The 26,024-nt window shown below is 73.5% G+C and carries 18 protein-coding genes and 4 pseudogenes; 8 read left to right on the top strand and 14 right to left on the bottom strand.

What is annotated here, in order from left to right:
- Window positions 1–52: 52 nt before the first annotated feature.
- Together VR44_RS01510 and VR44_RS01505 are read right to left on the bottom strand one after the other, a co-directional pair.
- Window positions 53–1,136, bottom strand: a pseudogene (locus VR44_RS01510) (NAD(P)/FAD-dependent oxidoreductase).
- 91 nt (window positions 1,137–1,227) lie between these two features.
- Window positions 1,228–3,615 carry a collagenase gene (locus VR44_RS01505; RefSeq protein WP_045945494.1) on the bottom strand — a complete coding sequence of 796 codons (2,388 nt, stop codon included), beginning with the start codon at window positions 3,613–3,615 and terminating at the stop codon, window positions 1,228–1,230.
- Window positions 3,616–3,787: 172 nt separating this feature from the next.
- Between VR44_RS01505 and VR44_RS01500 the strand changes: the two genes are divergently transcribed.
- Window positions 3,788–5,164, top strand: coding sequence for an aminopeptidase P family protein (locus VR44_RS01500; protein ID WP_045945493.1), 1,377 nt, complete (start codon window positions 3,788–3,790; stop codon window positions 5,162–5,164).
- On the opposite strand, the gene VR44_RS01495 is transcribed toward VR44_RS01500, so the two are convergent.
- On the bottom strand, window positions 5,161–6,063 hold the full coding sequence (locus tag VR44_RS01495) for a LysR family transcriptional regulator (RefSeq protein ID WP_045945492.1): 903 nt from the start codon (window positions 6,061–6,063) through the stop codon (window positions 5,161–5,163). The genes VR44_RS01500 and VR44_RS01495 overlap by 4 nt on opposite strands.
- Window positions 6,064–6,174: 111 nt before the next feature.
- Between VR44_RS01495 and VR44_RS01490 the strand changes: the two genes are divergently transcribed.
- Together VR44_RS01490 and VR44_RS01485 are read left to right on the top strand one after the other, a co-directional pair.
- Window positions 6,175–6,921 (top strand): SDR family NAD(P)-dependent oxidoreductase, encoded by a 747-nt coding sequence (locus VR44_RS01490; protein ID WP_045945491.1) that lies wholly within the window; start codon window positions 6,175–6,177, stop codon window positions 6,919–6,921.
- Between the two features lie 40 nt (window positions 6,922–6,961).
- Window positions 6,962–7,186: a tautomerase family protein gene (locus VR44_RS01485; RefSeq protein ID WP_045945490.1), complete on the top strand. Its 225-nt coding sequence runs from the start codon at window positions 6,962–6,964 to the stop codon at window positions 7,184–7,186.
- A 64-nt stretch (window positions 7,187–7,250) separates the two neighbouring features.
- On the opposite strand, the gene VR44_RS01480 is transcribed toward VR44_RS01485, so the two are convergent.
- Together VR44_RS01480 and VR44_RS01475 are read right to left on the bottom strand one after the other, a co-directional pair.
- Window positions 7,251–7,664, bottom strand: coding sequence for a RidA family protein (locus VR44_RS01480; protein WP_045945489.1), 414 nt, complete (start codon window positions 7,662–7,664; stop codon window positions 7,251–7,253).
- Entirely contained in the window at window positions 7,661–8,785 is a 1,125-nt protein-coding gene (locus VR44_RS01475) for an acyl-CoA dehydrogenase family protein (protein WP_045945488.1), read from the bottom strand. The genes VR44_RS01480 and VR44_RS01475 overlap by 4 nt, the downstream gene beginning before the upstream one ends.
- A 133-nt stretch (window positions 8,786–8,918) precedes the next feature.
- Between VR44_RS01475 and VR44_RS01470 the strand changes: the two are divergent.
- The 3 genes and pseudogenes from VR44_RS01470 (at window position 8,919) to VR44_RS01460 (ending at window position 12,556) form a co-directional block, all read left to right on the top strand.
- Window positions 8,919–10,546, top strand: a pseudogene (locus tag VR44_RS01470) (AMP-binding protein).
- A 4-nt stretch (window positions 10,547–10,550) separates the two neighbouring features.
- Window positions 10,551–11,361, top strand: a pseudogene (locus tag VR44_RS46300) (PaaX family transcriptional regulator).
- A gap of 355 nt (window positions 11,362–11,716) precedes the next feature.
- A complete protein-coding gene (locus tag VR44_RS01460) occupies window positions 11,717–12,556 on the top strand; it encodes a GNAT family N-acetyltransferase (RefSeq protein ID WP_045945487.1) in 840 nt (279 codons plus the stop codon).
- 22 nt (window positions 12,557–12,578) lie between these two features.
- On the opposite strand, the pseudogene VR44_RS01455 reads toward VR44_RS01460, so the two are convergent.
- Together VR44_RS01455 and VR44_RS01450 are read right to left on the bottom strand one after the other, a co-directional pair.
- Window positions 12,579–14,832 (bottom strand): annotated as a pseudogene (locus tag VR44_RS01455) (bifunctional salicylyl-CoA 5-hydroxylase/oxidoreductase).
- Window positions 14,833–14,962: 130 nt separating this feature from the next.
- Window positions 14,963–15,790, bottom strand: coding sequence for an enoyl-CoA hydratase family protein (locus VR44_RS01450; protein ID WP_045945486.1), 828 nt, complete (start codon window positions 15,788–15,790; stop codon window positions 14,963–14,965).
- A gap of 238 nt (window positions 15,791–16,028) precedes the next feature.
- Here VR44_RS01450 and VR44_RS01445 point away from each other — a divergent pair, with 238 nt between their 5' ends.
- Entirely contained in the window at window positions 16,029–16,448 is a 420-nt protein-coding gene (locus tag VR44_RS01445) for an ATP-binding protein (protein ID WP_045945485.1), read from the top strand.
- Window positions 16,449–16,490: 42 nt separating this feature from the next.
- Here the strand turns inward: VR44_RS01445 and argF are convergent, their stop codons facing one another.
- From argF to VR44_RS01410, 7 genes are all read right to left on the bottom strand, one after another.
- Window positions 16,491–17,501 carry an ornithine carbamoyltransferase gene (gene argF / locus VR44_RS01440; RefSeq protein WP_045945484.1) on the bottom strand — a complete coding sequence of 337 codons (1,011 nt, stop codon included), beginning with the start codon at window positions 17,499–17,501 and terminating at the stop codon, window positions 16,491–16,493.
- Between the two features lie 131 nt (window positions 17,502–17,632).
- The gene (locus VR44_RS01435; protein ID WP_045945483.1) at window positions 17,633–18,859 is read right to left on the bottom strand and encodes an arginine deiminase; all 1,227 of its coding nucleotides are present in this window, start codon (window positions 18,857–18,859) and stop codon (window positions 17,633–17,635) included.
- Between the two features lie 54 nt (window positions 18,860–18,913).
- Window positions 18,914–19,372 carry a hypothetical protein gene (locus VR44_RS01430; RefSeq protein ID WP_245691573.1) on the bottom strand — a complete coding sequence of 153 codons (459 nt, stop codon included), beginning with the start codon at window positions 19,370–19,372 and terminating at the stop codon, window positions 18,914–18,916.
- A gap of 198 nt (window positions 19,373–19,570) precedes the next feature.
- Window positions 19,571–22,123, bottom strand: a complete 2,553-nt coding sequence (locus VR44_RS01425) for a polynucleotide kinase-phosphatase (protein WP_045945481.1) — start codon at window positions 22,121–22,123, stop codon at window positions 19,571–19,573.
- Entirely contained in the window at window positions 22,120–23,652 is a 1,533-nt protein-coding gene (locus VR44_RS01420; RefSeq protein ID WP_045945480.1) for a 3' terminal RNA ribose 2'-O-methyltransferase Hen1, read from the bottom strand. The genes VR44_RS01425 and VR44_RS01420 overlap by 4 nt, the downstream gene beginning before the upstream one ends.
- A 43-nt stretch (window positions 23,653–23,695) precedes the next feature.
- Window positions 23,696–24,580 carry a homocysteine S-methyltransferase gene (gene mmuM / locus VR44_RS01415; RefSeq protein WP_045945479.1) on the bottom strand — a complete coding sequence of 295 codons (885 nt, stop codon included), beginning with the start codon at window positions 24,578–24,580 and terminating at the stop codon, window positions 23,696–23,698.
- Between the two features lie 48 nt (window positions 24,581–24,628).
- Window positions 24,629–25,552 carry an LLM class F420-dependent oxidoreductase gene (locus VR44_RS01410; RefSeq protein WP_045945478.1) on the bottom strand — a complete coding sequence of 308 codons (924 nt, stop codon included), beginning with the start codon at window positions 25,550–25,552 and terminating at the stop codon, window positions 24,629–24,631.
- Between the two features lie 201 nt (window positions 25,553–25,753).
- On the opposite strand from VR44_RS01410, the gene VR44_RS01405 reads away from it, so the two are divergent.
- A complete protein-coding gene (locus VR44_RS01405; RefSeq protein WP_045945477.1) occupies window positions 25,754–26,023 on the top strand; it encodes a hypothetical protein in 270 nt (89 codons plus the stop codon).
- The last annotated feature ends 1 nt before the right edge of the window (window position 26,024 follow it).

Genomic DNA, 26,024 nt, shown 5'->3' with positions numbered 1-26,024 from the left:
CGTGCCGTTGCCCTGGCCGGGCGGTTACGGGCCGGGGGGGCCGGGGGCGGCGTCATCGGGTGAAGCGGTCCGGCCGGAAGGGAGTGGGGTCGAGCGGGGGTTCGGTTGCCGTGAGGGCCGCCGCGATCAGTTGGCCCGTGGCGGGGGCCAGGCCGATGCCGGCGCCCTCGTGGCCGCAGGCGTGGAGGAGGCCGGGGACCCGGGGGTCCGGGCCGATGGCCGGGAGGTGGTCCGGGAGGTAGGGGCGGAAGCCGTGGTAGGTGCGCATGACGCGGATGTCCGCCAGGACCGGGAAGAGGGCCGCCGCTTGGGCGGCGAGGCGGCGCAGGGCGGTGGTGGAGAGCGCCGATCAGGACCGGGCCCGAGGGGGTGCCCTCGACCACCGCCGAGGACTGGAGGGACGCCGAGTCGCTGGCCACGTCCGCGATGTAGTCCGCCGCGTACACCTTGTGGCGGATGAGCCGGGGAAGCGGCTCCGTCACCAGGACGAAGCCACGGCGGGGGAGGACGGGGAGGGCGGTTCCGGCGAGTTCGGCGATCCGGCCGGCCCAGGTGCCGGAGGCGTTGACCACGGCGGGGGCGCGGAGGGTGCGGCGGGAGGTGCGGACGCCCTTGACCATGTTCTTGTCCAGGAGGAGTCCGGTCACCTCTTCGCCCAGGTACAGGGTCGCGCCCGAGGCCTTCAGGAGGTGGGCCGCCGCGAGGGCCGGCTGGACCTGGGCGTCCTGGGGGTAGTGGAAGCCGCCCGCCAGGCCCGGGGCCAGGTGGGGTTCCAGGTCGTGCAGGGCCTCGGTCTCCGTGGCGACGACGCCTGCCGCACGCTGGCCCTCGGCGAAGTGACGCAGGGCCTTGAGGGTGGTCTCGTCGGGGGCCACCACCAGGCCGCCCTTGGGTTCGTACTCGATGGGCCGGGGGAGTTCGGCGGACAGTTCCTGCCAGAGGCGGCCGGAGAGGAGGGCCAGGTCCAGTTCGGGGCCCGCCTCCTTGTCCGAGACGAGGAGGTTGCCCTCGCCGGCTCCGGTGGTGCCGCCGACCACGGGGCCCCGGTCCACCACCGCCACGGAGAGACCGGAGCGGCTCGCGTAGTACGCGCACGCGGCTCCGACGACGCCGGCGCCAATGATCACGACGTCCATGTCAGTAATATGTCACATTCTTTTGGTAGTGCCTAGGCGCCCGGGCCGGTTCCGCCCCCCGTACGGAATCGGAACCGGCCCGGGCGGGCGGTCAGCTGCGGAGGGGGCCCTCACAGCTGTAGGAGGAGGTGCCCGCCGCCTTGTTGTCCCAGATCTCCACCGGCCCGAAGGAACAGTTCATGTCCGCCAGGTTGTTGGAGGCCGCGCCCGCCCGGTCGAGGATGAAGTAGTCGACCGTCTCGGACATGTCCTTGAAGTTCTGGTCGTCGCTGCGCCAGTTCTTCAGGTTCGCGGTGATCCGGCCCGTACAGGTGAAGCGGCGCTTGCCGGTGTCGCCGTTCTCCACGCAGTCCGGGGTGTTGTACGTCGCCGCGGCGAAGGAGGACTTGACCGAGGCGAGCGCGGAGTCGCGCAGCTGGTCGTTGGCGGTGAAGGCGGTGTTCGGGACGTACAGCTGGTCCACCTTGGCGATCTGGGCGTCCAGGAAGCGGTTGTAGTCGCGCTGCAGGTAGGTGTCCGCCCCCATCCGGTTGCGCCAGGCGTCGAAGCCGGCGACGTCGTTGGCGCGCAGGTAGCCGTACATCTCGCGCAGCAGCGAGGGCTTCTCGGTCCAGAGGAACTCGAAGAACGTGCCCGCGTAGTTGTAGAAGCGGAAGCCGTCGCCGTCGTAGGTGGCGTGCAGGAGCTGGTCGATGCTCATGCGCGGGCCGCCGCCGGAGGTGTCGTTGATGATGCCCCGGACCAGGGACTTGCGGACGGCGATGCCGTTGTCGCGGGTGGAGCCGTCGAAGAACTCGGCGGTTCCCTCGTCCATGGCGGTGGTGCGGTCGCCCTGGTACCAGTCGCCCTGCCCGAAGAAGCCGGGGACGGCGAAGCGGCCGTTCAGGTAGTGCGTGTACTCGTGACGGAAGAGCTCTTCCAGGGTGAGGGAGGAGTCCTGGGGCACGCGGCGCTGGTAGGTGTAGAAGGTGGCGCCGTTCTCGATGTAGATGCCGCCGTTGTTGGTGCCGTAGCCGGTCAGGATCGGGTGGTAGTTCTCGTAGTCGGCGCGGGAGGCGTAGAGCACGATGTTCAGCGTGCTGTTGGGGTCCCCGGCGAGGGGCTGGTCGGTGCCCAGGACGCGGTGGAACTGGGTCTTGACCTGCTTGCTCGCGTAGTACAGCTGGTCGACGGTGGCCCGGTCGAGGGCGGTGCGGACCTTGATGCCGCCGTTGTCGTAGGTGTAGGTGTTCGGGAAGAGCTGCTTCTCGATGTCCTCCTTGCACACCCCGTACGGCTTGCAGGCCCCGTAGAAGTTGAGCCAGGAGACCAGCTTGGCCCACTGCTCGCTGCCGTTGCCCCAGCTCGACTTGACGGGGTCGAGGAGGGCGCCGAGGTCGGCGGTGATCTGGTCCTTGAGGCCGTCGACCTGGCCGAAGCGGCCGTACTCGCCCAGGGCGTCGCGGGCGGCCCAGGCGTTGGCGGTGCCCTTGAGGTGGGTGTATCCCGCGAAGGCCTTGAAGACGGCGCGGTACGCGGGGTCCGCCGTGACGGCGGAGTGGAAGGCCGCGTCCTGGTTGCCGGGGTAGACGCCCAGGTAGTTGACGGAGAGGGCCGCGAGGGCGGCGCCGCCCCAGGAGGCGTCCGTGTTGGTGGCCGGGTGGGAGGCGTCCAGGGTGGACAGGACCTTCTTGATCAGGCCGAGCTGGTGCTGGCGCAGGCCGGGGGCGCTGCCCGCGTAGAGGGCCTCGCGCAGGGTGCGGGCGTTGGAGGGCGTGACGTCGAAGGTGTGGGCAGCGTTCCCGAAGTCGGCTATGGCCCGGCGCATGGCGTCGACGGTGGGGGCGTCGGTGACGTCGATCTCGCTGCGCGAGTAGTCGTGGTAGACCACGGCGTGCAGGTAGGTGAACATCTCCTCCAGGTGGGAGGAGTCACGGCCGTCGTGAGCGGCGGCCAGGCTGGATATCCGCCGGGAGACGGCCTGGACGTGGGCGTCGGACATGACGGGCGCGAGACGCGCGTCCCAGGTCCATATGAGGGTGCGCAGGCAGCCGTCGGCGGTGACGGCCGGGTCGCCCAGGAAGTCGGCGAACTGCTCCGGGCCGAGGTTGGTGATCCCGTCAAGGGTGCAGGGGACGCCCGCGGCGACGCTCTTCGCGGTGGGCGCCGCCTGGGCGGTGGCCGTCTTGCGGCCCTTGTCGGCGGCGGGGGCCGCGTCGGCGGCACCGGGAACCCGGTTGTCGGCGACGGACTTGCCGCCGGGGGCCGGGGCGGGCGCCGGGTCGAGCTGCTTGGCCTCGGCCAGGCGGTCGACCTCGTCGAAGGGGTTCGGCGCGGCGGCCGGACCGGCGGCGAAGGCGGCGGGCGTGGAGGCGGCCGGCCCGGCGGCGGGGGTGCCCCGCTCGGCGGCCTGGGTCACCGCCTGGCCCGCGGTGGCGAGGAGGGTGACCGCGACGGCGGCGGAGAGGAGAGACGTACGCACAGCTCTGTGCTGGGACACCTTGAGGCTCCTGTGGGAAGGGAGGTGGGGGTAGTGGTGCGTGAACTGCCCTGCGTCACACGGCGTTTGACGGGGATTAACGTGCCGCGGTGTGAGCTGTAACATAGTAATGTGAAATTGCACTGACAAGACCTGTGCGCCCATCAGTTCAGTCCTTCTTGAGGGAGCCTCCGTGACCGACACCTCCTCCCGCCTCAACACCGGCAGCCATGACCTGCCGGTATCAGCGGAGTTGTCCCGCTTCATGGCGGGGAACTGGGCTCCCTCACCCCTGCCGGCCGGCTCCCGGGTCACCGCGTACGAGGTCACCCCCGCCCGGCGCGCCCGGCTCTCCGCCCGCTTCCCCGGCGAGCGGCTGATCATCCCGGCCGGTGAACTGCGGGTCCGCTCCAACGACTGCGACTTCCGCTTCCGCCCGCACAGCGCGTACGCCTGGCTCACCGGCCTGACGGGCGAGGACCAGGTGGGCCACGTCCTGGTCCTGGAACCCGCCGGCGCGCACGGCCACGAGGCCGTCCTGTACCTGCGCCCCCGCTCCGACCGCTCCGACGGCACCGAGGAGTTCTACCGGGACCGGCGCTACGGCGAGTTCTGGGTCGGCCGCCGCCCCGACCTCGCCGAGGCCGAACGGCTCACCGGGCTGCGCTGCGCCCACCTCGACGCGATCGGCTCCCCCACCGGCCGCAACGCCGCCACCGACACCGAACTGGCCGCCGCCCTCTCGGAGCTGCGGCTCGTCAAGGACGCCTGGGAGGTCGACCAGCTCCAGCTCGCCGTCGACCACACCGCCGCCGGGTTCGAGGACGTCGTACGGGCCCTGCCCACGGCCCTCGCCCACCCGCGCGGCGAGCGCTGGATCGAGGGCGTCTTCAACCTGCGGGCCCGCGCCGAGGGCAACGGCCTCGGCTACGAGACCATCGCCGCCTCCGGCGCGCACGCCTGCGTGCTGCACTGGATCCGCAACGACGGCAGGCTGGACCGAGACGAACTCCTGCTGCTGGACGCGGGCGTGGAGACCGACAGCCTCTACACCGCCGACATCACCCGCACCCTGCCGCTGTCCGGGCGCTTCTCCCCCGTCCAGAAGCAGGTCTACGAGCTGGTCCTCGCCGCCCAGGAGGCCGGGATCGCCGCACTGCGGCCCGGCGCGAGCTTCCGCGACTTCCACCGGGCGGGCATGCGGGTCATCGCCGAGGGCCTCGCCGAGTGGGGCGTGCTCAAGGACGCCGACGGCGACCTCCACCGGCGCTACACCCTGTGCAGCAGCGGCCACATGCTCGGCCTCGACGTCCACGACTGCGCCCAGGCCCGCGCCGGCACCTACCTCGACGGGGTGCTGGAGGAGGGCCAGGTCCTGACGGTCGAGCCGGGCCTCTACCTCCAGCCGGACGACGAGACCCTCCCCGCCGAACTGCGCGGCATGGGCGTGCGCATCGAGGACGACCTCGTCATCACCTCCGACGGGGCCCGCCTGATGTCCGGCGCCCTGCCGCGCACGGTGTCCGGCATCGAGGAGTGGATGGGCACCCTCCTCGACTCCGCCTCCTAGGCCGTCGTCCCGAGGCGGGCCGCCAGCTCCTCCACGAAGGCGTCGAGGTGGGGCGGACGGGGGCCGGGACGGGTGGCGCAGAACCAGGTGCGCGTCAGCGGCCGCGCCCCGATGCGGACCAGCGCCAGGCCGTGGGAAGCGGTATAGGGCGCCGCCACCCAGTTCGGCAGCACGCTCACGCCCTGGCCGCCCGCCACCATCTCGACGACCAGGTCGGTCACCACCGGCATCGTGGTGATCCGGCCGGGCCGGGCCCCGACGGGGATCGGCAGCGGGATCGACGGGATGCGCTTCTGGTCGTAGAAGTCGTAGAGCACGAGGTCGGCGCCGTCGAAGTCACGTGCGGTCAGATGCGCGCGGGAGGCCCACGGGTGGCCGGCGGGCACCACCGCCACCATCTCGTCGTCGAAGAGCCGGGTGAGGGTCACCCGGTCCATCTGCACGTCCGGCTTGGTGACCAGCGCGACGTCGACCTGATCGGCCAGCAGGGCCGGGATCGGGGCGTCGTCGGCCACCGTCGCGATCCGTACGTCGATGCCGGGCTCGCGCGCACGGAACGCACGCAGCACCGGCGGCAGCCACGGGAAGGTGGTGCTGCACTGGGCGGTGAACCGCACCCGCCGGTCGCTGCCCTCCCGGATCTCCCGCAGGTCCCGGGTGGCCGACTCCAGTTCACCCAGCACGCGGTCGGCGGCGACGAGCATCCGCCGGCCGGCGGCGTTGGGCACCAGACGCCTTCCCTGCCGGTCGAAGAGCCGCATGCCGAGACGGTCCTCCATACGGGTCAGCCGCTGGCTGAGTGCGGGCTGGCTGACGTACAGCTTCTCCGCGGCGGCGGTCAGGGAGCCGGCGGCGGCGGTCGCTTCCAGGAGCTCCAGGTCACGCAGATCCACATCCATAACGGGGGATTATCACATGCTCCAATTTCCGTCGTGGTGTTATGGGTTGGAGGCCCATACGTTTCTGGTGTCGCTCCGACGAACCCCGTCCGCCACGAAAGGCACCAGACCATGACGCACACCACCGACCGCACCACCGCCGTGATCACCGGCGCCTCCAGCGGCATCGGGCTGGACATCGCCCGCGCCTTCCTGGCCGACGGCGCGAACGTCGTCCTGGGCGGCAGGGACGCCGACCGCCTCGCCAAGGCCGCCGCCGGCCTCGGCCGGCCGGAGCGGACCGCCTGGTTCGCGGGCAGCATCGCCGAGCCGGAGACCGGCGAGGCCCTCGTCCGGACCGCAATCGACCGTTTCGGCGGCATCGACGTGCTGGTCAACAATGCCGGCACCTTCGCCTCCAGGCCCTTCACCGAGGTCACCGAGGAGGAACTCGACGGCTATCTGACCGGCAACCTCAAGGGCACCTACCTCACCACCCAGGCCGTCGTACGGGCGCTGCGCGCCCAGGGCCGGGGCGGCAGCATCGTCAACATCGGCACCGTGCTGGTGGACCACGCGCTGGCCGGCGTCCCGGCCTCCGCGCCGGTGGTCAGCAAGGCCGGTGTGCACGCGCTGACGACGAGTCTGGCCACCGAGCTCGCGGCCGACGGCATCCGCGTCAACCTCGTGGCACCCGGGATGATCCGCACCCCGCTGCACGCGGGCTACGACGTGGACTCCCTCGGTTCGGTCGCCCTGCTGGACCGGGTCGGCGAGGTCTCGGAGATCTCCGAGGCGGTGCTCTACCTGGCGGGGGCCGAGTTCGTCACCGGCCACGCCCTGCGCGTGGACGGCGGCTACGTCACCGGCCGCCGCTGACCCGCCATCCGCGCCCTCCTCCGCCGAAAGGACTTCCGCCGTGCCGTACGTCAACGTCAGGATCACCCGCGAGGGTGCCACCGCCGCCCAGAAGGCCGAGATCATCGCGGGCGTCACCGACCTGCTGGTCAAGGTCCTCGACAAGGACCCCGCCACCACCTTCGTCGTCATCGACGAGGTCCCCCTCGAGAACTGGGGCGTGGGCGGGGTCCCGACCGAGGAGTACCGCCGCCGCACCCGCCCCCGGGAGGCGTCGGCAGAGTAGCGCCGGCACCTCCCGGCCGGGGCGGTCGGCGGGAGCTCGCGGACACCCCCGGGGGCCGGCCGCGCTACGGGAGCACCGCGATCCCGTCCAGCTCCAGCATGGCCTCGGTGTCCCAGAGGCGGACCACGCCGACCACGGCCATCGCCGGGTAGTCGCGGCCCGCCAGCCGGCGCCAGACCCGTCCCAGCTCGGCGGCGTGGGCGCGGTAGTCCTCCACGTCCACCGCGTACACCGTCACCCGGGCCAGGTCCGAAGGGGCGCCGCCGGCCGCCGCGAGGGCCGTCAGGAGGTTGGCCAGGGCGCGCTCGAACTGCTCCGGCAGGGTCTGGCCCACCACCTTGCCCGAGCCGTCGAGCGCGGTCTGGCCGGCCAGGAACACCAGCCGGCCCCCGGTGGCGGCGACGGCATGGGAGAAGCCCGTCGCCGGGGACAGCTCCGGCGGGTTGATCCGGTCCGGGCCGGGGCGGCCGGCGCTCATCGGGCCGCCACCCCCCGGTACAGCTCCTTGGCGATGATCCCGCGCTGCACCTCACTGGCCCCCTCGTAGATCCTCGGCGCCCGCACCTCCCGGTACAGGTGCTCCAGCAGATGTCCCCGCCGCAGGGCGACCGCCCCGTGCAGCTGGACGGCGTGGTCGACCACGTACTGGGCGGTCTCCGTCGCGAGCAGCTTGGCCATCGCCGCCCGGCGGGGCACATCCGGGGAGCCGCTGTCGTAGGCGCCGGCCGCCGCGTACACCAGCAGCCGGGCGGCCTCCGTCCGGGTGGCCATCTCCGCCACGCGGTGCGCGACGGCCTGGAGGTCGGCCAGCACCCCGCCGAAGGCGGTACGGCCGGCGGTGTGGGCCAGCGTGGCGTCCAGCGCGGCCCGCGCCATGCCCACCGCGAAGGCCCCCACGCTCGGCCGGAAGAGGTTCAGGGTCTCCATCGCGACCCGGAACCCCTGTCCCGGCCCGCCCAGGACGTCCTCCCGGCCGACGGGCACCCCGTCGAAGGAGAGGGAGCCGATCGGGTGCGGCGAGAGCATGTCGAGGGCCTCCCCCGTCAGCCCGGGCCGGTCCGCCGGGACCAGGAAGGCGGTGATGCCCTTCGCTCCCGGCGCCTCACCCGTCCGGGCGAAGACGGTGTAGAAATCCGCCTCGGGGGCGTTGGAGATCCAGCACTTGGCCCCCTCCAGCCGCCAGCCCGCCCCGTCCGGGGCGGCCGCCAGGGCCAGGGCCGCCGCGTCCGAGCCCGCGCCCGGCTCGCTCAGCGCGAACGCCGCCACCAGCCGCCCCGCCCGGACCCCCGGCAGCCACCGCTCCCGCTGGGCCGCAGTGCCCGCCCGCAGCACCGGATGGCCCCCGAGGCCCTGGAGCGCCAGGGCCGTCTCCGCCTCGGTGCACCCGTAGGCGAGGGACTCCCGCAACAGGCACAGCTCCAGCGCCCCGGAGCCGAAGACCCGTTCGAGCAGACCCAGTTCCCCCAGCTCCGCCAGCAGCGGCCGGTTCACCCGGCCGGGCTCGCCCTTCTCGGCGAGCGGCCTCAGCCGCCGCTCCGCCAGGGCGCGCAACTGCCCGCACCACTCCTCTTGTTCCACTCCGAGCGCGAATCCGGCCATCCGAAGGCCCCCAAGTCCCGTCGTGTTCCTCTATCGCGTCCTGTTGACTGCCGTCACCATCACGATACGCTCTGGACAGATCAGCACGGCCGGCGCCACCCCAATCCGGACGTCGCAAGGGGGCGAACCCGCCTTGGAGCTCAAGCCTTCCGCCCACACGGACACCTTCGCGCGCGACAACCTGCCGCCCGCACACGCCTGGCCGCAGCTCCTCTTCGAGCTGCCCGAACTGGCCTATCCGGACCGGCTGAACTGCGGCGCCGAACTGCTCGACACCACCATCGGCCGGTTCGGCCCGGACCGGCCCGCCTTCCGCAGCGGCTCGGGCGAGGTGTGGTCGTACGGGGAGCTGCGCGAGCGCGTCGACCGCCTCGCCCACGCCCTCACCGTCGATCTCGGCGTCGTCCCCGGCAACCGGGTGCTGCTGCGCGGGCCCACCGGGCCCTGGCTCGCAGCCTGCTGGCTGGCCGTGATGAAGGCGGGCGCGGTGGCCGTCACCGTTCTGGCCCAGCAGCGCGCCCAGGAACTGGCCACCGTGTGCGCCATGGCCCAGGTCCGGCACGCCCTCTGCCACACCGACGCCCTGGACGACCTGGCCCGGGCCGGGGTACCCGGGCTGCGGATCACCCCGTACGGCGGCGACTCCCCCGAGGACCTCCTGCGGCTGGCCGAGGCCCACACCTCCCCCTACCCCGCCGTCGAGACCTCCGCCGACGACGTGGCCCTCATCGCCTTCACCTCCGGGACCACCGGCCGCCCCAAGGGCTGCATGCACTTCCACCGCGACCTCCTCGCCGTAGCCGACACCTTCTCCCGCACCGTCCTCAGACCCCGCCCCGACGACGTGTTCGCCGGCAGCCCGCCCCTCGGGTTCACCTTCGGCCTCGGCGGACTGGTCGTCTTCCCGCTGCGGGCCGGCGCCTGCGCCCTGCTGCTGGAGGAGGCCGCCCCGCGCCGCCTGCTGCCCGCCTGCCCGCCCTGGCCGAGCACCGGGTCAGCGTCCTGTTCACGGCCCCCACCGCCTACCGCTCGATGCTGGACACCCTGGGCCCCTACGACACCGGCGCCTACGACCTGTCCGCGCTGCGCCGCTGCGTCTCCGCCGGCGAGAACCTGCCCGCCGCCACCTGGCAGGCCTGGTACGAACGCACCGGGCTGCGGATCATCAACGGCATCGGCGCCACCGAGCTTCTGCACATCTTCATCTCCGCCGCCGACGAGGACATCCGCCCCGGCACCACCGGCCGGGCCGTCCCCGGCTGGCAGGCCCGCGTGGTGGACCCCTCCGGCCGGCCCGTGCCCGACAACGAACCCGGGCTGCTGGCCGTACGCGGGCCGGTCGGCTGCCGCTACCTGGCCGACCCCCGCCAGGGCGACTACGTCCGCGACGGCTGGAACCTGACCGGCGACACCTACGTCCGCGACCCCGACGGCTACTTCCGCTACGTCGCCCGCGCCGACGACATGATCATCTCCTCGGGCTACAACATCGCGGGCCCGGAGGTGGAGGAGGCACTGCTGCGCCACCCCGACGTCGCGGAGGCAGCGGTCGTGGGCCGCCCGGACGAACGGCGCGGACAGGTCGTGGTGGCGTACACCGTGCCCCGCGAGGGCGCCGTGCTCACGGAGGAGGAACTGCGGACCTTCATGAAGGAGGAGCTGGCCCCCCACAAGTGCCCGCGGTCCTTCGTCTTCCTGCCCGCGCTGCCACGGACCCCCACCGGCAAACTTCAGCGGTTCCGGCTGCGCGATCTAGAGTGAACCCGTGGCCGAGCAGCACACTCCGCGATCCCTGATCGTCACCTTCTACGGAGCCTACGGGCGGTCCTTCGAGGGCGCCGTCCCGGTGTCCGCGCTGGTCCGCCTCCTGGGGGCGGCCGGGGTGGACGCGCCCTCCGTCCGCTCCTCCGTGTCCCGGCTCAAGCGGCGGGGCTTCCTGGTGCCCGCGAAGGCCGCGGACGGCTCGGCCGGTTACGAGCTCTCCGAGGAGGCCCGGGGGCTGCTGGAGGACGGCGACCGGCGGATCTACGGAGAGGTACCCGTCTCGCCCGAGTGGCTCGTCGCCGTCTTCTCCGTCCCGGAGCAGGAACGGCACAAGCGGCACCTGCTGCGCTCGCGCCTGGCCCGGCTGGGCTTCGGGTCGGTGGGCCCGGGGGTGTGGATCGCACCGGCCCAGCTGGCCGAGGAGACGGAACACACCCTGGAGCGGCTGCACCTGACGGCGTACGTGGAGCTCTTCCGCGGCGCCCATCTCGGATTCACCCCGACGGCCGAGGCGGTGGCCCGCTGGTGGGACCTGGCCGCCCTGGCCAAGCAGCACGAGGAATTCCTCGACCTGCACGAACCCGTCCTCCGGGCCCTTCAGTCGGGCCCCGAACCCACCCCCGAGGCCGCCTACCGCGCCTACCTGCCCGCCCTGGACACCTGGCGGCGGCTGCCCTACGCCGACCCGGGGCTGCCGCGGGAGCTGCTCCCGGCCGACTGGCCGGGCGACCGGGCCGCGGCGGTCTTCGGCGGTCTTCGCCGAGCTGCACGCCCGGCTGCGCGACACCGGCGCCCGCTTCGTACAGCCGTAGCGGCGCCCGGACCGCCGCCCGGGCGGGCCCGTGGGCGCACGCGGGTGCGGGAGCGGGTGCGGGTGCGGGTGCGGGTGCGGGTGCGCCCACGGGTACACGTACGGGTAGGGGTGCGGGGGTTTCGTGAACGCCCATGGTTCCTCCTCGTCCGACGGCCCGCCACGGTGGCGGAGCCCGGTCCTGCTCGCACTCCCAAGGTCCCAGCCCCGCCCGGGCCGTCCCTCCCCCACACGGGGGGATCGTCTCCCCCGCCCGGGGGAGCGCGCGCCCGCCACCCGCGGCGCCCCCGGCCACCGGTGCGCGGCCGCGCGGAAAACCCGGTGCGGGCCGCTTCCCGGGCCCGTCACGATGGGACATGACCTGGACCTTCAGCACCGACCTGGCGGCCTGCCTGGCCGCCGCGCGCCCGTCCGTGGCAGCGCACCCCATCGTCAACACCACCCTGCTGAGCATCCTCGACGCCCTGGAGCGGCGCGGCCCGCACGCCTACGGCGACACCGACCCCGTCTTCGGCTGGTGGACCGCGGCCGACGGGACCGTCGACGGAGCCGTGGTGCACACACCGCCGTTCCCGCTGGTGCTCGGCGCCCTGCCACCGGAGGCGGTCCGGGCCCTGGGCGGCGCGCTCGCGGCCGATCCCCTGCTCGCCCGCGTCACGAAGTTCAACGCCCGCCGCGCCGACGCCGGGATCCTGGCGGAGGCATGGGGCAGGCCGACCCGCGTCGCCGAGGAGCTCCGCCTGTACCGGCTGGGCGCCCTGAGGGCCCCCGACCCGGCCCCCGAGGGCCGGGCCCGGCCCGCCACCGAGGCGGACCTCCCGCTGCTGGCGCGGTGGACCGCGGAGTTCAGCCGGGAGTGCGACATCCCGGCCACCCCCTCCGAGGCCTCCCTGCGCGACCGGATCTCGTACGGCGGGTTCCTCATCTGGGAGCACGGCGGCAGGCCGGTGTCCCTGGCCGCGTTCTTCCGTCCGATCGGCTCGGCCTCCCGCATCGGCCCCGTCTACACCCCGCCCGCCGAACGGCGCCGCGGCTACGCCGCCGGAGTGACGCACGCGGCGAGCGGGGCGGCGCACGCGGCCGGGGCCGGCGAGGTGCTGCTCTTCACCGACCTGGCCAACCCGACCAGCAACAGCGTCTACCAGCGGCTCGGCTTCACCGCCGTCGAGGACCGCGTCGAGCGGGTCCGCGCCTGAGGCCCAGCCCCCTGAGGCCGTCTCACCCCTTCCCGGTCGGCGGCTTCCGGCTGCCCGCCCGGTACGGGGCCGGCCAGGGCGCGCCCGGGCCCGCGTACCCCTGGTCGGCGGCCGCGTGCAGGGTCCAGTGCGGGTCGTACAGGTGCGGACGGCCCAGGGCGCACAGGTCGGCGCGTCCGGCCAGCAGCAGGGAGTTGACGTCGTCCCAGGAGGAGATCGCGCCGACGGCGATGACGGGGATCCCCAGCGCGTTGCGGATCCGGTCGGCGTAGGGGGTCTGGTACGAGCGCCCGTACTCGGGGGCCTCGTCCGACACCACCTGTCCGGTGGACACGTCGACGGCGTCGGCGCCGTGCGCGGCGAACGCGGCGGCGATCCGCTCCGCCTCCTGAGGTGTGGTACCGCCGGGGGCCCAGTCGGTGGCCGACAGCCGGACGGTCATCGGGCGCTCCGCGGGCCAGACCTCGCGTACGGCGTCGAAGACCTCCAGGGGGAAGCGCAGCCGGTTCTCCAGGGAACCCCCGTAGGCGTCCTCGCGTCGGTTGGTGAGCGGGGAGAGGAAGCCGGACAGCAGGTAGCCGTGCGCGCAGTGCAGTTCCAGCAGGTCGAAGCCGCAGTCGGCGGCCCGTGCGGCGGCCGCCGCGAACTCGGAGCGGATGGCGGCGAGGTCGGCGCTCTCCAGGGCGCGGGGGACGGCGGAGACCCCGGGTTTGTAGGGCAGTGCGGAGGCGGCGACCAGGGGCCAGTTGCCCTCCGGGAGCGGTTCGTCCATGCCCTCCCACATGAGCCGGGTCGAGCCCTTGCGGCCGGAGTGCCCGAGCTGTACGCCGAGGGCGGTGCCGGGCGCCGAGGTGTGGACGAAGTCGGCGATCCGCTTCCAGGCGGCCGCCTGCTCCGCCGTCCACAGCCCCGCACAGCCGGGGGTGATCCGGCCTTCGGCGCTGACGCAGACCATCTCCGTCATGACCAGCCCGGCCCCGCCCAGGGCCCGCCCGCCCAGGTGCACCAGGTGGAAGTCGCCCGGCACCCCTTCCTCGGCGGAGTACATGTCCATCGGCGAGACGACGACCCGGTTGCGCAGGGTCAGCCCGCGCAGGGTGAACGGGGTGAACATGGGCGGCGTCGCCGGCCCGTCGGGCCCCTCCTGCGGGCAGCCGAAGTCGGCCTCCACCGCGCGGGTGAAGCGGGGGTCGCGCAGCCGCAGGTTCTCGTGCGTGACGCGGCGGCTGCGGGTGAGGAGGTTGAAGGCGAACTGCCGGGCGGGCTGGCCGACGTAGCCGCCGATCTCCTCGAACCAGCGCATGCTGGCGGCGGCGGCCCGCTGGGTGCTGGCCACGGCGGGCCTGCGGGCGGCCTCGTAGGCGGCCAGGGCCTCGGGGACCTCCGGGTGTGCGGCGACGGCCTCGGCGAGCGCGAGGGCGTCCTCGACGGCGAGTTTGGTTCCGGAGCCGATGGAGAAGTGGGCCGTGTGGGCGGCGTCGCCGAGGAGGACCACGTTCCCGTGGGTTCCCGTGGGACCAGCGTTCGTTGACGACCGTGCGGAACCGGGTCCACGCGGAGCGGTTCCCGCGCAGCGGCCTGCCCCGCAGCGCCTCGGCGAAGGTCTTGGCGCAGCGCGCTGCGGACTCCTCCTCGTCGCAGAGGTCGAGGCCGGCGGCCCGCCACACCTCTTCGCGCATCTCGACGATGGCGGTGGAGGAGTCGGCGGAGTAGGGGTAGGCGTGCAGCTGCATGATGCCGTGCTCGGTCTCCGCGATCTCGAAGCGGAAGGCGTCGAAGGCGAAGTCGGCGGCGAGCCAGACGTACCGGCAGCGGCCGGGGGTGACGGTGGGGCGGAAGTGGGCGGCGCCGCTCTCCCGGGTGGCGCTGTGCACCCCGTCGGCCGCGACGACCAGGTCGTACGAGCGGGCCAGGGTGAAGGCGTCGGGGGCCGCGGTGCGGAAGCGGAGCCGGACGCCGAGGGCCTCGCAGCGCGTGTGCAGGATTTCGAGGAGGCGCCGGCGGCCGAGGGCGGCGAAGCCGTGGCCGCCGGAGGTCAGCAGGCGGCCCCGGTGGACGACGTCCACGTCGTCCCAGCGGACGAACTCGGCGGCGAGGGCGGCATGGACGACGGTGTCGGCCCGTTCGATGCCGCCCAGGGTCTCGTCGGAGAGGACGACCCCGAAGCCGAAGGTGTCGTCGGGGGCGCCGCGCTCCCACAGGTCGACGCCGTGCCCCTGCCGGGCCAGCAGCGCGGCGGCGTAGAGCCCGCCCGGTCCCCCGCCGACGACGGCCACCCGCTTGGCGGACCGGGCGGACCCGGATCCGGACCCGGACCCGGGCCCGGGCCCGGAGACCGGCAGGGGGACGGGAGCGGCTGAGGGCGCGGCGGCGGGCCTGAAGACGGGCTCGGACACGGCCACGGTGCTACCTGCCCTTCCACTGCGGCGGCCGCTTCCCGGTGAAGGCGGCGTGGAACTCGGCGTAGTCCTGGCCGTGCATCAGCAGGGCCTGGGTGCTGGCGTCCAGCTCCACGGAGGCGGCCAGCGGCATGTCCAGCTCGGCGGTGAGCAGGGCTTTGGTCTGGGCGTGGGCGAGGGCCGGGCCGGCGGCGAGGCGGGCGGCGAGTTCGGCGGCGCGCGCGTCGGCCTTGCCCTCGTCGACCAGCTCGCTGAGCAGGCCGATGCGTTCGGCCTCGGGGGCCCGTACGGGCTCGCCGAGCATCAGGATCCGGGTGGCGTGGCCGAGGCCGACGACCCGGGGCAGCAGGTAGGCGGCGCCCATGTCGCCGCCGGAGAGGCCGACGCGGGTGAAGAGGAAGGCGAAGCGGGCGGTGGGGTCGGCGATGCGGAAGTCGGCGGCGAGGGCGAGGACAGCGCCGGCGCCGGCGGCCACCCCGTGGACGGCGGCGATCACCGGGAAGGGGCATTCGCGGACGGCGCGGACCACCTGGCCGGTCATCCGGTTGAAGTCGAGGAGGTCGGAGGTGTCCATGGCGAGGGTTGCGCCGATGATCTCGTCCACGTCCCCGCCGGAGCAGAAGCCCCGGCCCTCGCCGGCCAGGACGAGGGCGCGGACGGAACGGGTGCGGGAGAGTTCGGCGAGCAGATCGCGCAGGTCGGCGTAGGCGCCGAAGGTGAGCGCGTTCAGCTTCTCGGGGCGGTCGAGGGTGACGGTGGCGATGCCGTCCTGCCGGGTCACCCGGAGGTGGCGCCACCGTTCGGTCGCTGGTGTGGAACCGGTGAAGGGGCTCACGCGTACGACGCTATCACCGACTTGTGACCGCCGTCACGGAAACGCGACAACGCTGGGCCGTACGGGGCCGCGCCCCGGCCCGAGCCGAAGGTCCCTCCGTGCCGCGGCCGTGGGTCCGTCCCGTTCACGCCGGGGTGCCCTACGGGGCGCCCGCGCCGCTCCGTATCGTTGTAGTTGAATCCGAGAGCTTCCCCCTCCCCGCCCCCTCCCCCGACGGAACGGAACGGACGGACCGGTCATGCCCGACGCCTCCGCCTGGCGGCTCGCCCTGCCGCACACGGCCGCCGCCGTGCCCATGGCCCGCGCCCTGGTCCGTACCGCCCTGACGGACACGGGACCGTCCGCCGACCGCGACACCGCCGAGCTGCTGACCGCCGAGCTGGTGGCCAACGCGGTGGAGCACACCACGGCGGGGGCGCCGATCGAACTGGTCGTGGAGATGCTGGCGGACGGCTGCCAGGTGGAGGTCCACGACGGCGATCCGCGGCCGCCGCGCGAGCTCGTCACCCGGCCGCGCGAGGGCCACCCGGACCCCTGGCAGGAGCACGGCCGAGGCCTGTTCCTGCTCCGGGCCCTGAGTTCCGCCTGCGGCCACCGCCCCACCGAGCGCGGCAAGGCCGTCTGGTTCACCCTGCCGGCCGGCGCGACGAGCGCCTGAGCCCCTGAGTCCCGACGCGCCGCCGGGGCACGGCCCGCATGACTATGCGGCGGGCTTCGCCATCGTCGCGACGAGTACGGCCTTGATGGTGTGGAGCCGGTTCTCCGCCTCGTCGAAGACGACGGAGTGCGCCGACTCGAACACCTCGTCCGAGACCTCCAGCCACTCCAGCCCGTGCCGCTCGTGCACTTCCCGGGCCACCTTGGTGCCGAGGTCGTGGTAGGCGGGCAGGCAGTGCAGGAACCGCACGTCCGGGTTGCCGGTCGCGTGCAGCACGTCCATGGTGACGGCGTACGGGGCCAGGGCCGCGATCCGCTCGTCCCAGACCTCCTTCGGCTCGCCCATGGAGACCCACACGTCCGTGGCCACGAAGTCGGCCTGCGCCACGCCCTCCGCGACCTCCTCGGTCAGGGTGATCCGCGCCCCGCTGGAGGCGGCCAGCTCGCGGGCCCGCGCGACGACCGCCTCGGCCGGCCAGTACTCCTTCGGCGCCACGATCCGTACGTCCATGCCCAGCAGCGCGCCGGTCACCAGGTAGGAGTTGCCCATGTTGAAGCGGGCGTCACCCAGGTAGGCGAAGGCGATCCGCTCCAGCGGCTTGGCGCAGTGCTCGGTCATGGTGAGCACGTCGGCCAGCATCTGGGTGGGGTGCCAGTCGTCGGTGAGGCCGTTGAAGACGGGCACGCCGGAGTACGCGGCGAGCTCCTCGACCGCCTGCTGGCTGTCGCCCCGGTACTCGATGCCGTCGAACATCCGGCCGAGCACCCGCGCCGTGTCCCGGACGCTCTCCTTGTGGCCCATCTGGGAGCCGGAGGGGTCGAGGTAGGTGGTGTGGGCACCCTGGTCGGCGGCGGCGACCTCGAAGGCGCAGCGGGTGCGCGTGGAGGTCTTCTCGAAGATCAGCGCGATGTTCCTGCCCTGGAGGCGGCGCTCCTCCACGCCCGCCTTCTTGGCCGCCTTGAGTTCGGCGGCGAGTTCGACCAGGCCGCGGAACTCGGCGGCGGTGAAGTCGAGCTCCTTGAGGAAACTGCGACCGAAGAGGTCGGTGGCCATCGGGACTCCAGGGGGACGCTGACAGGGGATTGCGGAAGTCTATACGATCCCTCGTATTGATATGCAGTCTGGTGGATCACATGTGCGACTCCGCACCCGTGATCCACCAGTCCGTCCCCCTCAGCCTGCGCTCAGCAGGCGTCCCGTTCCACCGGGCAGCTCATGCAGCGCGGCCCGCCACGGCCCCGTCCCAGCTCGCTGCCGGGGATCTCGATCACCTCGATGCCCTCCTTGCGCAGATGGGTGTTGGTGGTGACGTTCCGCTCGTAGGCGACGACCACCCCGGGCTCCACGGCCAGCACGTTGCACCCGTCGTCCCACTGCTCGCGCTCGGCGGAGTGGACGTCCTGCCCCGCGGTCAGCACCCGCACCTTGTCCAGGCCCAGAGCGGCCGCGATCGCCCGGTGCATGTGCTCCGGGGGGTGGTCGCTCACCTGGAGCTCGCTCGCCCCCCGCCCCGGCCGGATCGTGTAGGAGCGCAGCATGCCGAGGCCCGCGTACTGGGTGAACGTTTCCGCGTCGACCATCGTCATCACCGTGTCCAGGTGCATGAAGGCACGCCGCTTGGGCATGTCGAGCGCCACGATGGCCGACGCCGACCCGGCCGCGAACAGGCCGCGCGCGAGCATCTCCACCGCCTGCGGGGTGGTCCGCTCGCTCATCCCGATGAGGACGGCGCCGTTGCCGATGACCAGGACGTCACCGCCCTCGATGGTCGAGGGGTAGTCCGGCTGGCCCTGCGACCAGTAGTGGAAGGGGCCGGAGCCGGTGAAGAGGGGGTGGTGCCGGTAGATCGCCTCGAAGTGCACGGTCTCGCGCTGCCGGGCCGGCCACCGCATGGCGTTGATGGACACCCCGTCGTAGATCCAGGCGGAGGTGTCACGGGTGAAGAGGTGGTTCGGCAGCGGCCCCAGCAGGAAGCCGTCCATCTCCAGCGCGTGGAAGCGCACCGACACCGGCTCGCTGTGCCGCTCCAGGAACTCCCGCTTGGTCATGCCGCCGACCAGCGCCTCCGCGAGCTCGGCCGAGGTCAGTCCGTCGAAGACCGAGCGCAGGTGGTCGGTGGCGAGGGGCCCGTACTCCTTCTCGTCGAAGACCCGGTCCAGGACGAGGTGGCGCGCCTCGGTGATGTCGAGGGACTCGCGGAGCAGGTCGCCGAAGAGGTGGACGGAGACGCCCCGGTCGCGCAGCACGTCCGCGAAGCCGTCGTGCTCCTGGCGGGCCCGGCGCACCCACAGCACGTCGTCGAAGAGCAGGGCGTCCTTGTTGCTTGGTGTGAGCCGCTTCAGCTCCAGATCGGGGCGGTGGAGGATGACGCGGCGAAGCCGCCCGGTCTCGGAGTCGACATGGAATCCCATGCCGTAGACGTACCCAGACCGGACGGCTTTGCGACCCGGCGTCGGGTGCGCGGCTCAGCGCAGCCCGAGGAGCGCCGAGGGGGCGCCGATGATCTCCGGGGCGACCACACCGAGCTTGGGGGCGGTCAGGTTCGGGATGCCCCGGTTGCCGGCGTCGGGCATGGTCAGCGGAGCACCGACGACCGCACCCGGGGTCCGGGTGAGCAGGGTGGTCGCCGGCGACTCCAGGGAACCCTCGCCGTCCGTCTCCTTGGAGCCCAGCAGGTTGGGCACGGGGGAGACGACCTTGGTCAGCCCGAGGTCGGTGGCCACCGGGACCGCCGGGAGCAGTGGGTTGGGGAGCAGGTCGCCCTTGTGCAGGACCGGCGCCTCGGGCGCGCCGACGACCGGCATCGGGACCGCGGTGCCCACCTGCGGGGTGGGCACGCCCAGCGTGGTCTCCACGGCGTCCAGCGGGACACCCACCGGAACCGTGGCGGCGGCGGCCGGGGAGGCCGCGGCGGCCGCGGCCATACAAGTCATGAGCGCCGCAATGCTTCCGCGCGCGGTCATCTTCATAAGTGACGTTCCGTCCTTCCAGGGTCGCGGACACTCCGCTGCCCTGGTTGAACGATCCCGCCCCCGGTTTCCCCGGCCTTCTCCGCGAAAGTTCCCCCATACGACCTAATTCGGGGCCGTACGGGGGCCGCCGCTTTACGCGGTCCTCTCACCTCACAGCCGGGGGTCGACCGGCTCCGACTCCAGGGCGAGGACGGCGAACACCGCCTCGTGGACCCGCCACAGCGGCTCCGCCGCCGCCAGCCGGTCCAGGGCCTCCAGCCCCAGCGCGTACTCGCGCAGCGCGAGCGAGCGCTTGTGCCCGAGGAACCTCTGGCGCAGCCGCTCCAGCTGGTCGGGGCGGGTGTACTCCGGGCCGTAGATGATCCGCAGGTACTCGCGCCCGCGGACCTTGAGCCCCGGCTGGACCAGCCGGCCCTTGCCGTCCCTGGCGTAGGCCTGGAGGGGTTTGACGACCATGCCCTCGCCGCCCGCCCCGGTCAGCTCCAGCCACCAGTCGGTGCCCGCGCGGACGGATTCCCCGTCGGCCGTGTCCACGTACACCCTGCGGGTGCGGCGCAGCAGCGGGGCGGCGGAGCGCTCGTCGGCGTCGGCCAGGCGGTCCAGCCAGGCCAGCTGCTCGTCGTGCGGGACGGCCGCCAGCGACCGCCCGGCCGCCGCGAGCAGCTGGAACGGCGCGAAGCGTACGCCGTCCAGCCCGTCGGTGGTCCAGCAGTAGCGCCGGTACGCCTCGGTGAAGGCCTCGGCGTCGACGGCCCGGCCGCGCTGGCGTTCCAGGAGCCCGCCCGTGTCCACGCCCCGGGCCTCGGCGGCCGCCAGGGCGGCCACGGCGTCCGGGAGGACGGCGCGGGAGGCCGCGCCCACGGCCGCGTACTGACCCTGGAGCAGGCCGGTGGACTTCAGGGACCAGGGCAGCAGTTCCCCGTCCAGCAGCAGCCAGTCCGTGCCGAGCTCCTCCCACAGGCCGGCGCCGTCCACGGCCGCGCGCAGCCGGGTGAGGAACTCCTCGGTGAGCCCCGGGTCCTGGAAGAAGGGGCGTCCGGTGCGGGTGTAGAGGGAGCCGGTGGGGCCGTCCTCGACGCCGAAGCGGGTCCGGGCGGTGACGGCGTCCCGGCACAGCAGGACGGTGGCGCGGGAGCCCATGTGCTTCTCCTCGCACACGACCCGCCCGATGCCGTCGGCCCGGTACTGGGCGAAGGCCTCGGCGGGGTGCTCCAGCCATCCCTCCTCCCCGGAGGTGGCCGTCGGCGCCATGGTCGGCGGCAGGTACGGCACCAGGCGGGGGTCGACCGCGAACCGGCTCATGACCTCCAGGGCGGCCGCCGCGTTCTCCTCGCGCACGCTCACGTTGCCCAGGTGGCGGGTCTCCACGACACGGCGGCCGTGCACGTCGGCCAGGTCGAGCGGGCGGCCGTCGAGCCCTCCGGGCGCCTCGGCGGCCAGCGGCCTGACCGGCTCGTACCAGACCTTCTCGGCCGGTACGTCGACCAGTTCGCGCTCGGGCCAGCGCAGGGCGGTCATGCGGCCGCCGAAGACGGCGCCGGTGTCGAGGCAGATGGTGTTGTTGATCCAGGTGGTGTCCGGGACGGGGGTGTGGCCGTAGACCACGGCGGCCTTGCCCCGGTAGTCCTCGGCCCACGGGTAGCGCACGGGCAGGCCGAACTCGTCGGTCTCACCGGTGGTCTCGCCGTAGAGGGCGTGCGAGCGGACCCGGCCGGAGGTGCGCCCGTGGTACTTCTCGGGCAGCCCGGCGTGGCAGACGACCAGCCGGCCGCCGTCGAGGACGTAGTGGCTGACCAGGCCGGAGATGAACTGCCGGACCTCCTTCACGAACTCCTCGCTCTCGCGGGAGAGCTGCTCGACGGTTTCGGCGAGGCCGTGGGTCAGCTGGACCTTGGAGCCCTTGAGGTAACGGCCGAGCTTGTTCTCGTGGTTCCCGGGCACGCACAGCGCGTTGCCGGACCCGACCATGCCCATCACCCGGCGGAGCACGCCGGGGCTGTCGGGGCCGCGGTCGACCAGGTCGCCGACGAAGACGGCGGTACGGCCGGCGGGGTGGACCCCGTCCTCGTAGCCGAGCTTGGCGAGCAGGCTCTCCAGCTCGGAGGAGCAGCCGTGGATGTCGCCGATGATGTCGAAGGGGCCGGTGAGGTGGGTGAGGTCGTTGAAGCGCTTCTCCAGCACCACCTCGGCGGAGTCGGCCTCCTCCGGGGTGCGCAGGACGTGCACCTTGCGGAACCCTTCGCGCTCCAGTCCGCGCAGCGAGCGGCGCAGTTCGGAGCGGTGGCGCTGGATGACGCGGCGCGGCAGGCCGGCCCGGTCGGGGCGGGACGCGTTGCGTTCGGCACAGACCGACTCGGGCATGTCGAGGACGATGGCGATGGGCAGGACGTCGTGTTCGCGGGCCAGACGGACGAGCTCGCGGCGGGACTCCTGCTGGACGCTGGTGGCGTCCACGACGGTGAGGCGTCCGGCGGCCAGCCGCTTGCCGGCGATGTAGTGGAGGACGTCGAAGGCGTCCTTGCTGGCGCTCTGGTCGTTCTCGTCGTCGGCGACCAGGCCCCGGCAGTAGTCCGAGGACAGGATCTCGGTGGGCTTGAAGTGCTTGCGGGCGAAGGTGGACTTGCCCGATCCGGTGGCCCCGATGAGGACGACGAGGGCCAGGTCGGTGACGGGGAGCACGCGGTGGTCCGTACGGGTGGTCATGCTGCCTCGCCCTCCTTCAGGGTGGCCGTGGTGCCGGTGCCGGTTGTGCCGGTCTCCACGCCGTCGGCGGCGCGGGTGAAGACGGCCATCTGGGTCGGCGGCCCGACCTCGGGGTCCTCGTCGCCCACGGGCCGGTGGGCGACGGTGTAGCCGTGCCGGGCGGCGACCCGCTCGGCCCAGGTCCGGAACTCCTGGCGGGTCCATTCGAAACGGTGGTCGCGGTGGCGGACCCGCCCCGCGGGCAGGGATTCCCAGCGGACGTTGTATTCGACGTTCGGGGTGGTCACGAGGACCGTGCGGGGGCGGGCCGAGCCGAAGACGGCGTACTCCAGAGCGGGCAGCCTGGGCAGGTCCAGGTGCTCGATGACCTCGCTGAGCACCGCCGCGTCGTAGCCGGCCAGCCGCTTGTCGGTGTAGGCGAGGGAGCCCTGGAGCAGCCGGACGCGGGAGCTCTGCCGCTCCCCCATCCGCTCCAGCCGCAGCCGGCGGGAGGCGGTGGTCAGGGCCCGCATGGAGACGTCCACGCCGACGATCTCGGTGAACGCGGTGTCCTTCAGGAGCGCCTGGACCAGCTGCCCCTCCCCGCAGCCCAGGTCGAGGACCCGGGCCGCGCCGGCTTCGCGCAGTGCGGCGAGGACCGCGTCACGGCGGCGCACCGCGAGGGGTACGGACCGGTCGCGGGCGACGTCGTCCCGGTCGGCGGCGTCGTCCGGGGAGTCGCCGACGGCGTTGTCGAGCTCCTCGGCCTCGCTGCCGTCGGCCTCCGCGAGCCGGGCGAGCTCCAGGCGTTCCATGGCACTGCGGGTGAGCCGCTTGTGGCGGGCCAGGTAGCGGGCGGTGATGAGCGCGTGCTCGGGGTGCGCCGCCAGCCAGCCGTCCCCGGCGCGCAGCAGCTTGTCCACCTCGTCCGGGGCGATCCAGTAGTGCTTGGAGTCGTCGAGCACGGGCAGCAGCACGTACAGCTGGCGCAGGGCGTCCTCCAGCCGGAGCTCTCCCTCCAGGACCAGCCGCAGATAGCGGCTGTCGCCCCACTCGGGGAACCGTTCGTCCAGGACGATCGGGGTGGTCTCCACGGAGTCCCAGCCCAGCGGGGCGAACAGCCGGCGCACCAGCTCCGCACCGCCGCGGGCGGGCAGTACCGGAATCTCCACGCGCAGCGGGCGCTCCTGCCCGGGCAGTTCGGGCCGGGCGGCGCACTGACCCTTGAGGGCGGTGCGGAACACCGTGCTCAGGGCGACTGCGAGCAGCGAGGAGGCCGCGTACGGCCGGTCGTTGACGTACTGCGCGAGCGCGGTGTCGGGAGCCCCGCCCCGGCCCTTGCCCCGGCCGCGCCGGACGAGCGCGACGGGGTCCACCTCCAGGAGCAGCGCGGCCGTGCACCTCTGGTCCGTCGCCTCGGGGTAGAACACGTGGGCGGTGCCGTGGGAGGTGCCGAAGGCCTGCGTCTTCCCGGGATGCTTGTGCAGCAGGAATCCCAGGTCAGTGGCGGGTTTCTCCGTGGTGCCGGTCGTGCCGATCGTCAGGAACATGCGCTTCAGTATGTGCCGGGGCTCCCGGGCGGCCCACTGATTTTCATACCCCGGGCGGCGGGGGTCCGAGGGTGGCACGGAGTCCGGCGATCCGGTCCGGTCCGACGCGGCAGCAGCCGCCGAGGAGGCGGGCTCCGGCCGCCCGCCAGGCGGCTGCCGGCCAGGGGGCGGGGGATGCGGGGGCGTGCCAGGTGCGGGTGCCGGCGTCCCAGACGGAGCCGTCGTTGGGGTACGCCAGCAGCGGCTTGGCCGTGACGGACGCGGCCGCCTCGAGGGCGGGCAGCACGTCCTGCGGGTCACAGCAGTTGACGCCGACCGCGATCACCTCGGGGGCCTCGGCGGCGAGGGCGAAGGCCTCCCGCAGGGGCTGCCCGGCCCGGGTACGGCCGCCGGCGACGGTGTAGCTGAGCCAGGCCCGTGCCCCCGTGCCGGCGAGTACCCGCAGCAGGGCCTCGGCTTCGTCCGAGTCCGGGACGGTCTCCAGTGCCAGGACGTCCGGCCCCGCCGCGAGCAGCGCCTCGATCCGGGGGCGGTGGAAGGCGGCCAGCGCGTCCCGGCCGAGCCCGTACCGGCCCCGGTACTCGGAGCCGTCCGCCAGCACCGCCCCGTACGGTCCCACCGAGGCGGCCACCCACACCCCGTGCCCGGCGGTCCGCGCCACGCCGTCGGCCACCCGGACGGAGCGCTCCAGCAGGCCGGGGTCGTCGCCGATCTGGTAGCTCGCGGTGATCAGCACCTCGGCGCCGGCCCGGGCGTACGCCGTGTGGGCGGCCGCCACCTGGTCCGGGCGCTCGGTCAGCACCCGGCCCGTCCAGAGGGGGCCGGACAGGTCGCAGCCCTGGTCGGCGAGCTGGTTGCTCAGCCCGCCGTCCAGGAGTACGGGCCAGCGGGCCAGGGCTTCGGCGAGCGGGCGGGTGGCTCGGGGCACGGGTGGGGTCCTCCGTCCGGTGGTGCGGGTCGACCGGGCTCGGGCGGATCAGCCGAGCTGGGACATGACCTGCCCGGCGATCAGTTCCAGGTGGTCCAGGTCGTCGAGGTCGAGGACCTGGAGGTAGACGCGGGAGGAGCCGATGGCCGCGTAGGTGCCGAGTTTCTCGACGACCTCGGCCGGGGAACCGGCCAGACCGTTGGCCTTGAGCTCGTCGACCTCGCGGCCGATGGCGGCGGCCCGCCGGGCGACCTCGGCGTCGTCCTTGCCCACGCACACCACCAGGGCGTTCGAGTAGACGAGCTCCTCCGCCTTGCGCCCGGCCTCGGCGGCGGCCTCCCGGACCCGGGCGAACTGCCGACGGCTGTCCTCGACCGAGGCGAAGGGCATGTTGAACTCGTCCGCGTACCGGGCGGCGAGGCGCGGGGTGCGCCGCGCTCCGTGCCCGCCGATGAGTACGGGGACCTTGGCCTGGGCCGGTTTGGGCAGGGCCGGGGAGTTCTCCACCTGGTAGTGGGTGCCCTGGTAGTCGAAGGTCGCGCCGGGCTCGGTGGCCCACAGGCCGGTGATGATGGCCAGCTGTTCCTCGAGGCGCGCCATCCGCTCCGCCGGGAAGGGGATCCCGTACGCCTTGTGCTCCTCCTCGAACCAGCCCGCGCCCAGGCCGAGTTCCACCCGGCCGCCGGACATCCGGTCGACCTGCGCCACCTGGATCGCGAGGACGCCGGGCAGCCGGAAGGTGCCGGCCGTCATCAGCGTGCCCAGCCGGATCCGCTTGGTCTCGCGGGCCAGGCCCGCGAGGGTGATCCAGGCGTCGGTGGGCCCGGGCAGCCCGTCGACGGACCCCATCCGCAGATAGTGGTCCGACCGGAAGAACGCGTCGAACCCGAGTTCCTCGGTGGCCTTGGCGACGGTCAGGAGGGTGTCGTAGTCGGCGCCCTGCTGCGGCTCGGTGAAAATGCGAAGATCCATGCCTCCATCCTGCCCTTCCCGCTCCCCTGCCGGGTGAATCTGCGTCAACCGGGAGGCGCGCGCCCCGCCGCGTCAGTGACCAGCGCGGATGGGGATCGTTGGCTCGGACGGGGCCGGACCGCCCGGCCCGCGCGCCGGCCTCCCGCCGGTACGACCACCGCCCCCTTCCGCACCGGAAGGGCCAGGGCCGAGGAGGCCGCCATGTCCCACGAGTCCGTGCCGGAGTACCCCGGACAGACCGGACAGGCAGCACACGACCACGCACGCCAGGAGCCGGCGGTGCCCGCCCAGGGCGGTGCGCCGAAGGGCCTGCTGCAGCAGATGGAGGAGCTGATGGCGGCGCTCAACGCCGACCTGTCGCAGCTCGACGCCGACCTCCAGCACTCCGCGGACCGCACTCCCCCCGCCGCGCCGGTCACCCCGGGCAGCCGCGCCTACGACAGCGAGCACCGCTCCGACCGGTCCTTCTGAG

The organism is Streptomyces katrae, from assembly GCF_000966975.1.
In the GTDB taxonomy this organism is placed as follows: Bacteria; Actinomycetota; Actinomycetes; order Streptomycetales; family Streptomycetaceae; genus Streptomyces; species Streptomyces katrae.
The sequence above is the reverse complement of the archived record's forward strand: the minus strand, read 5'-3'. Positions and strand labels throughout refer to the sequence as shown.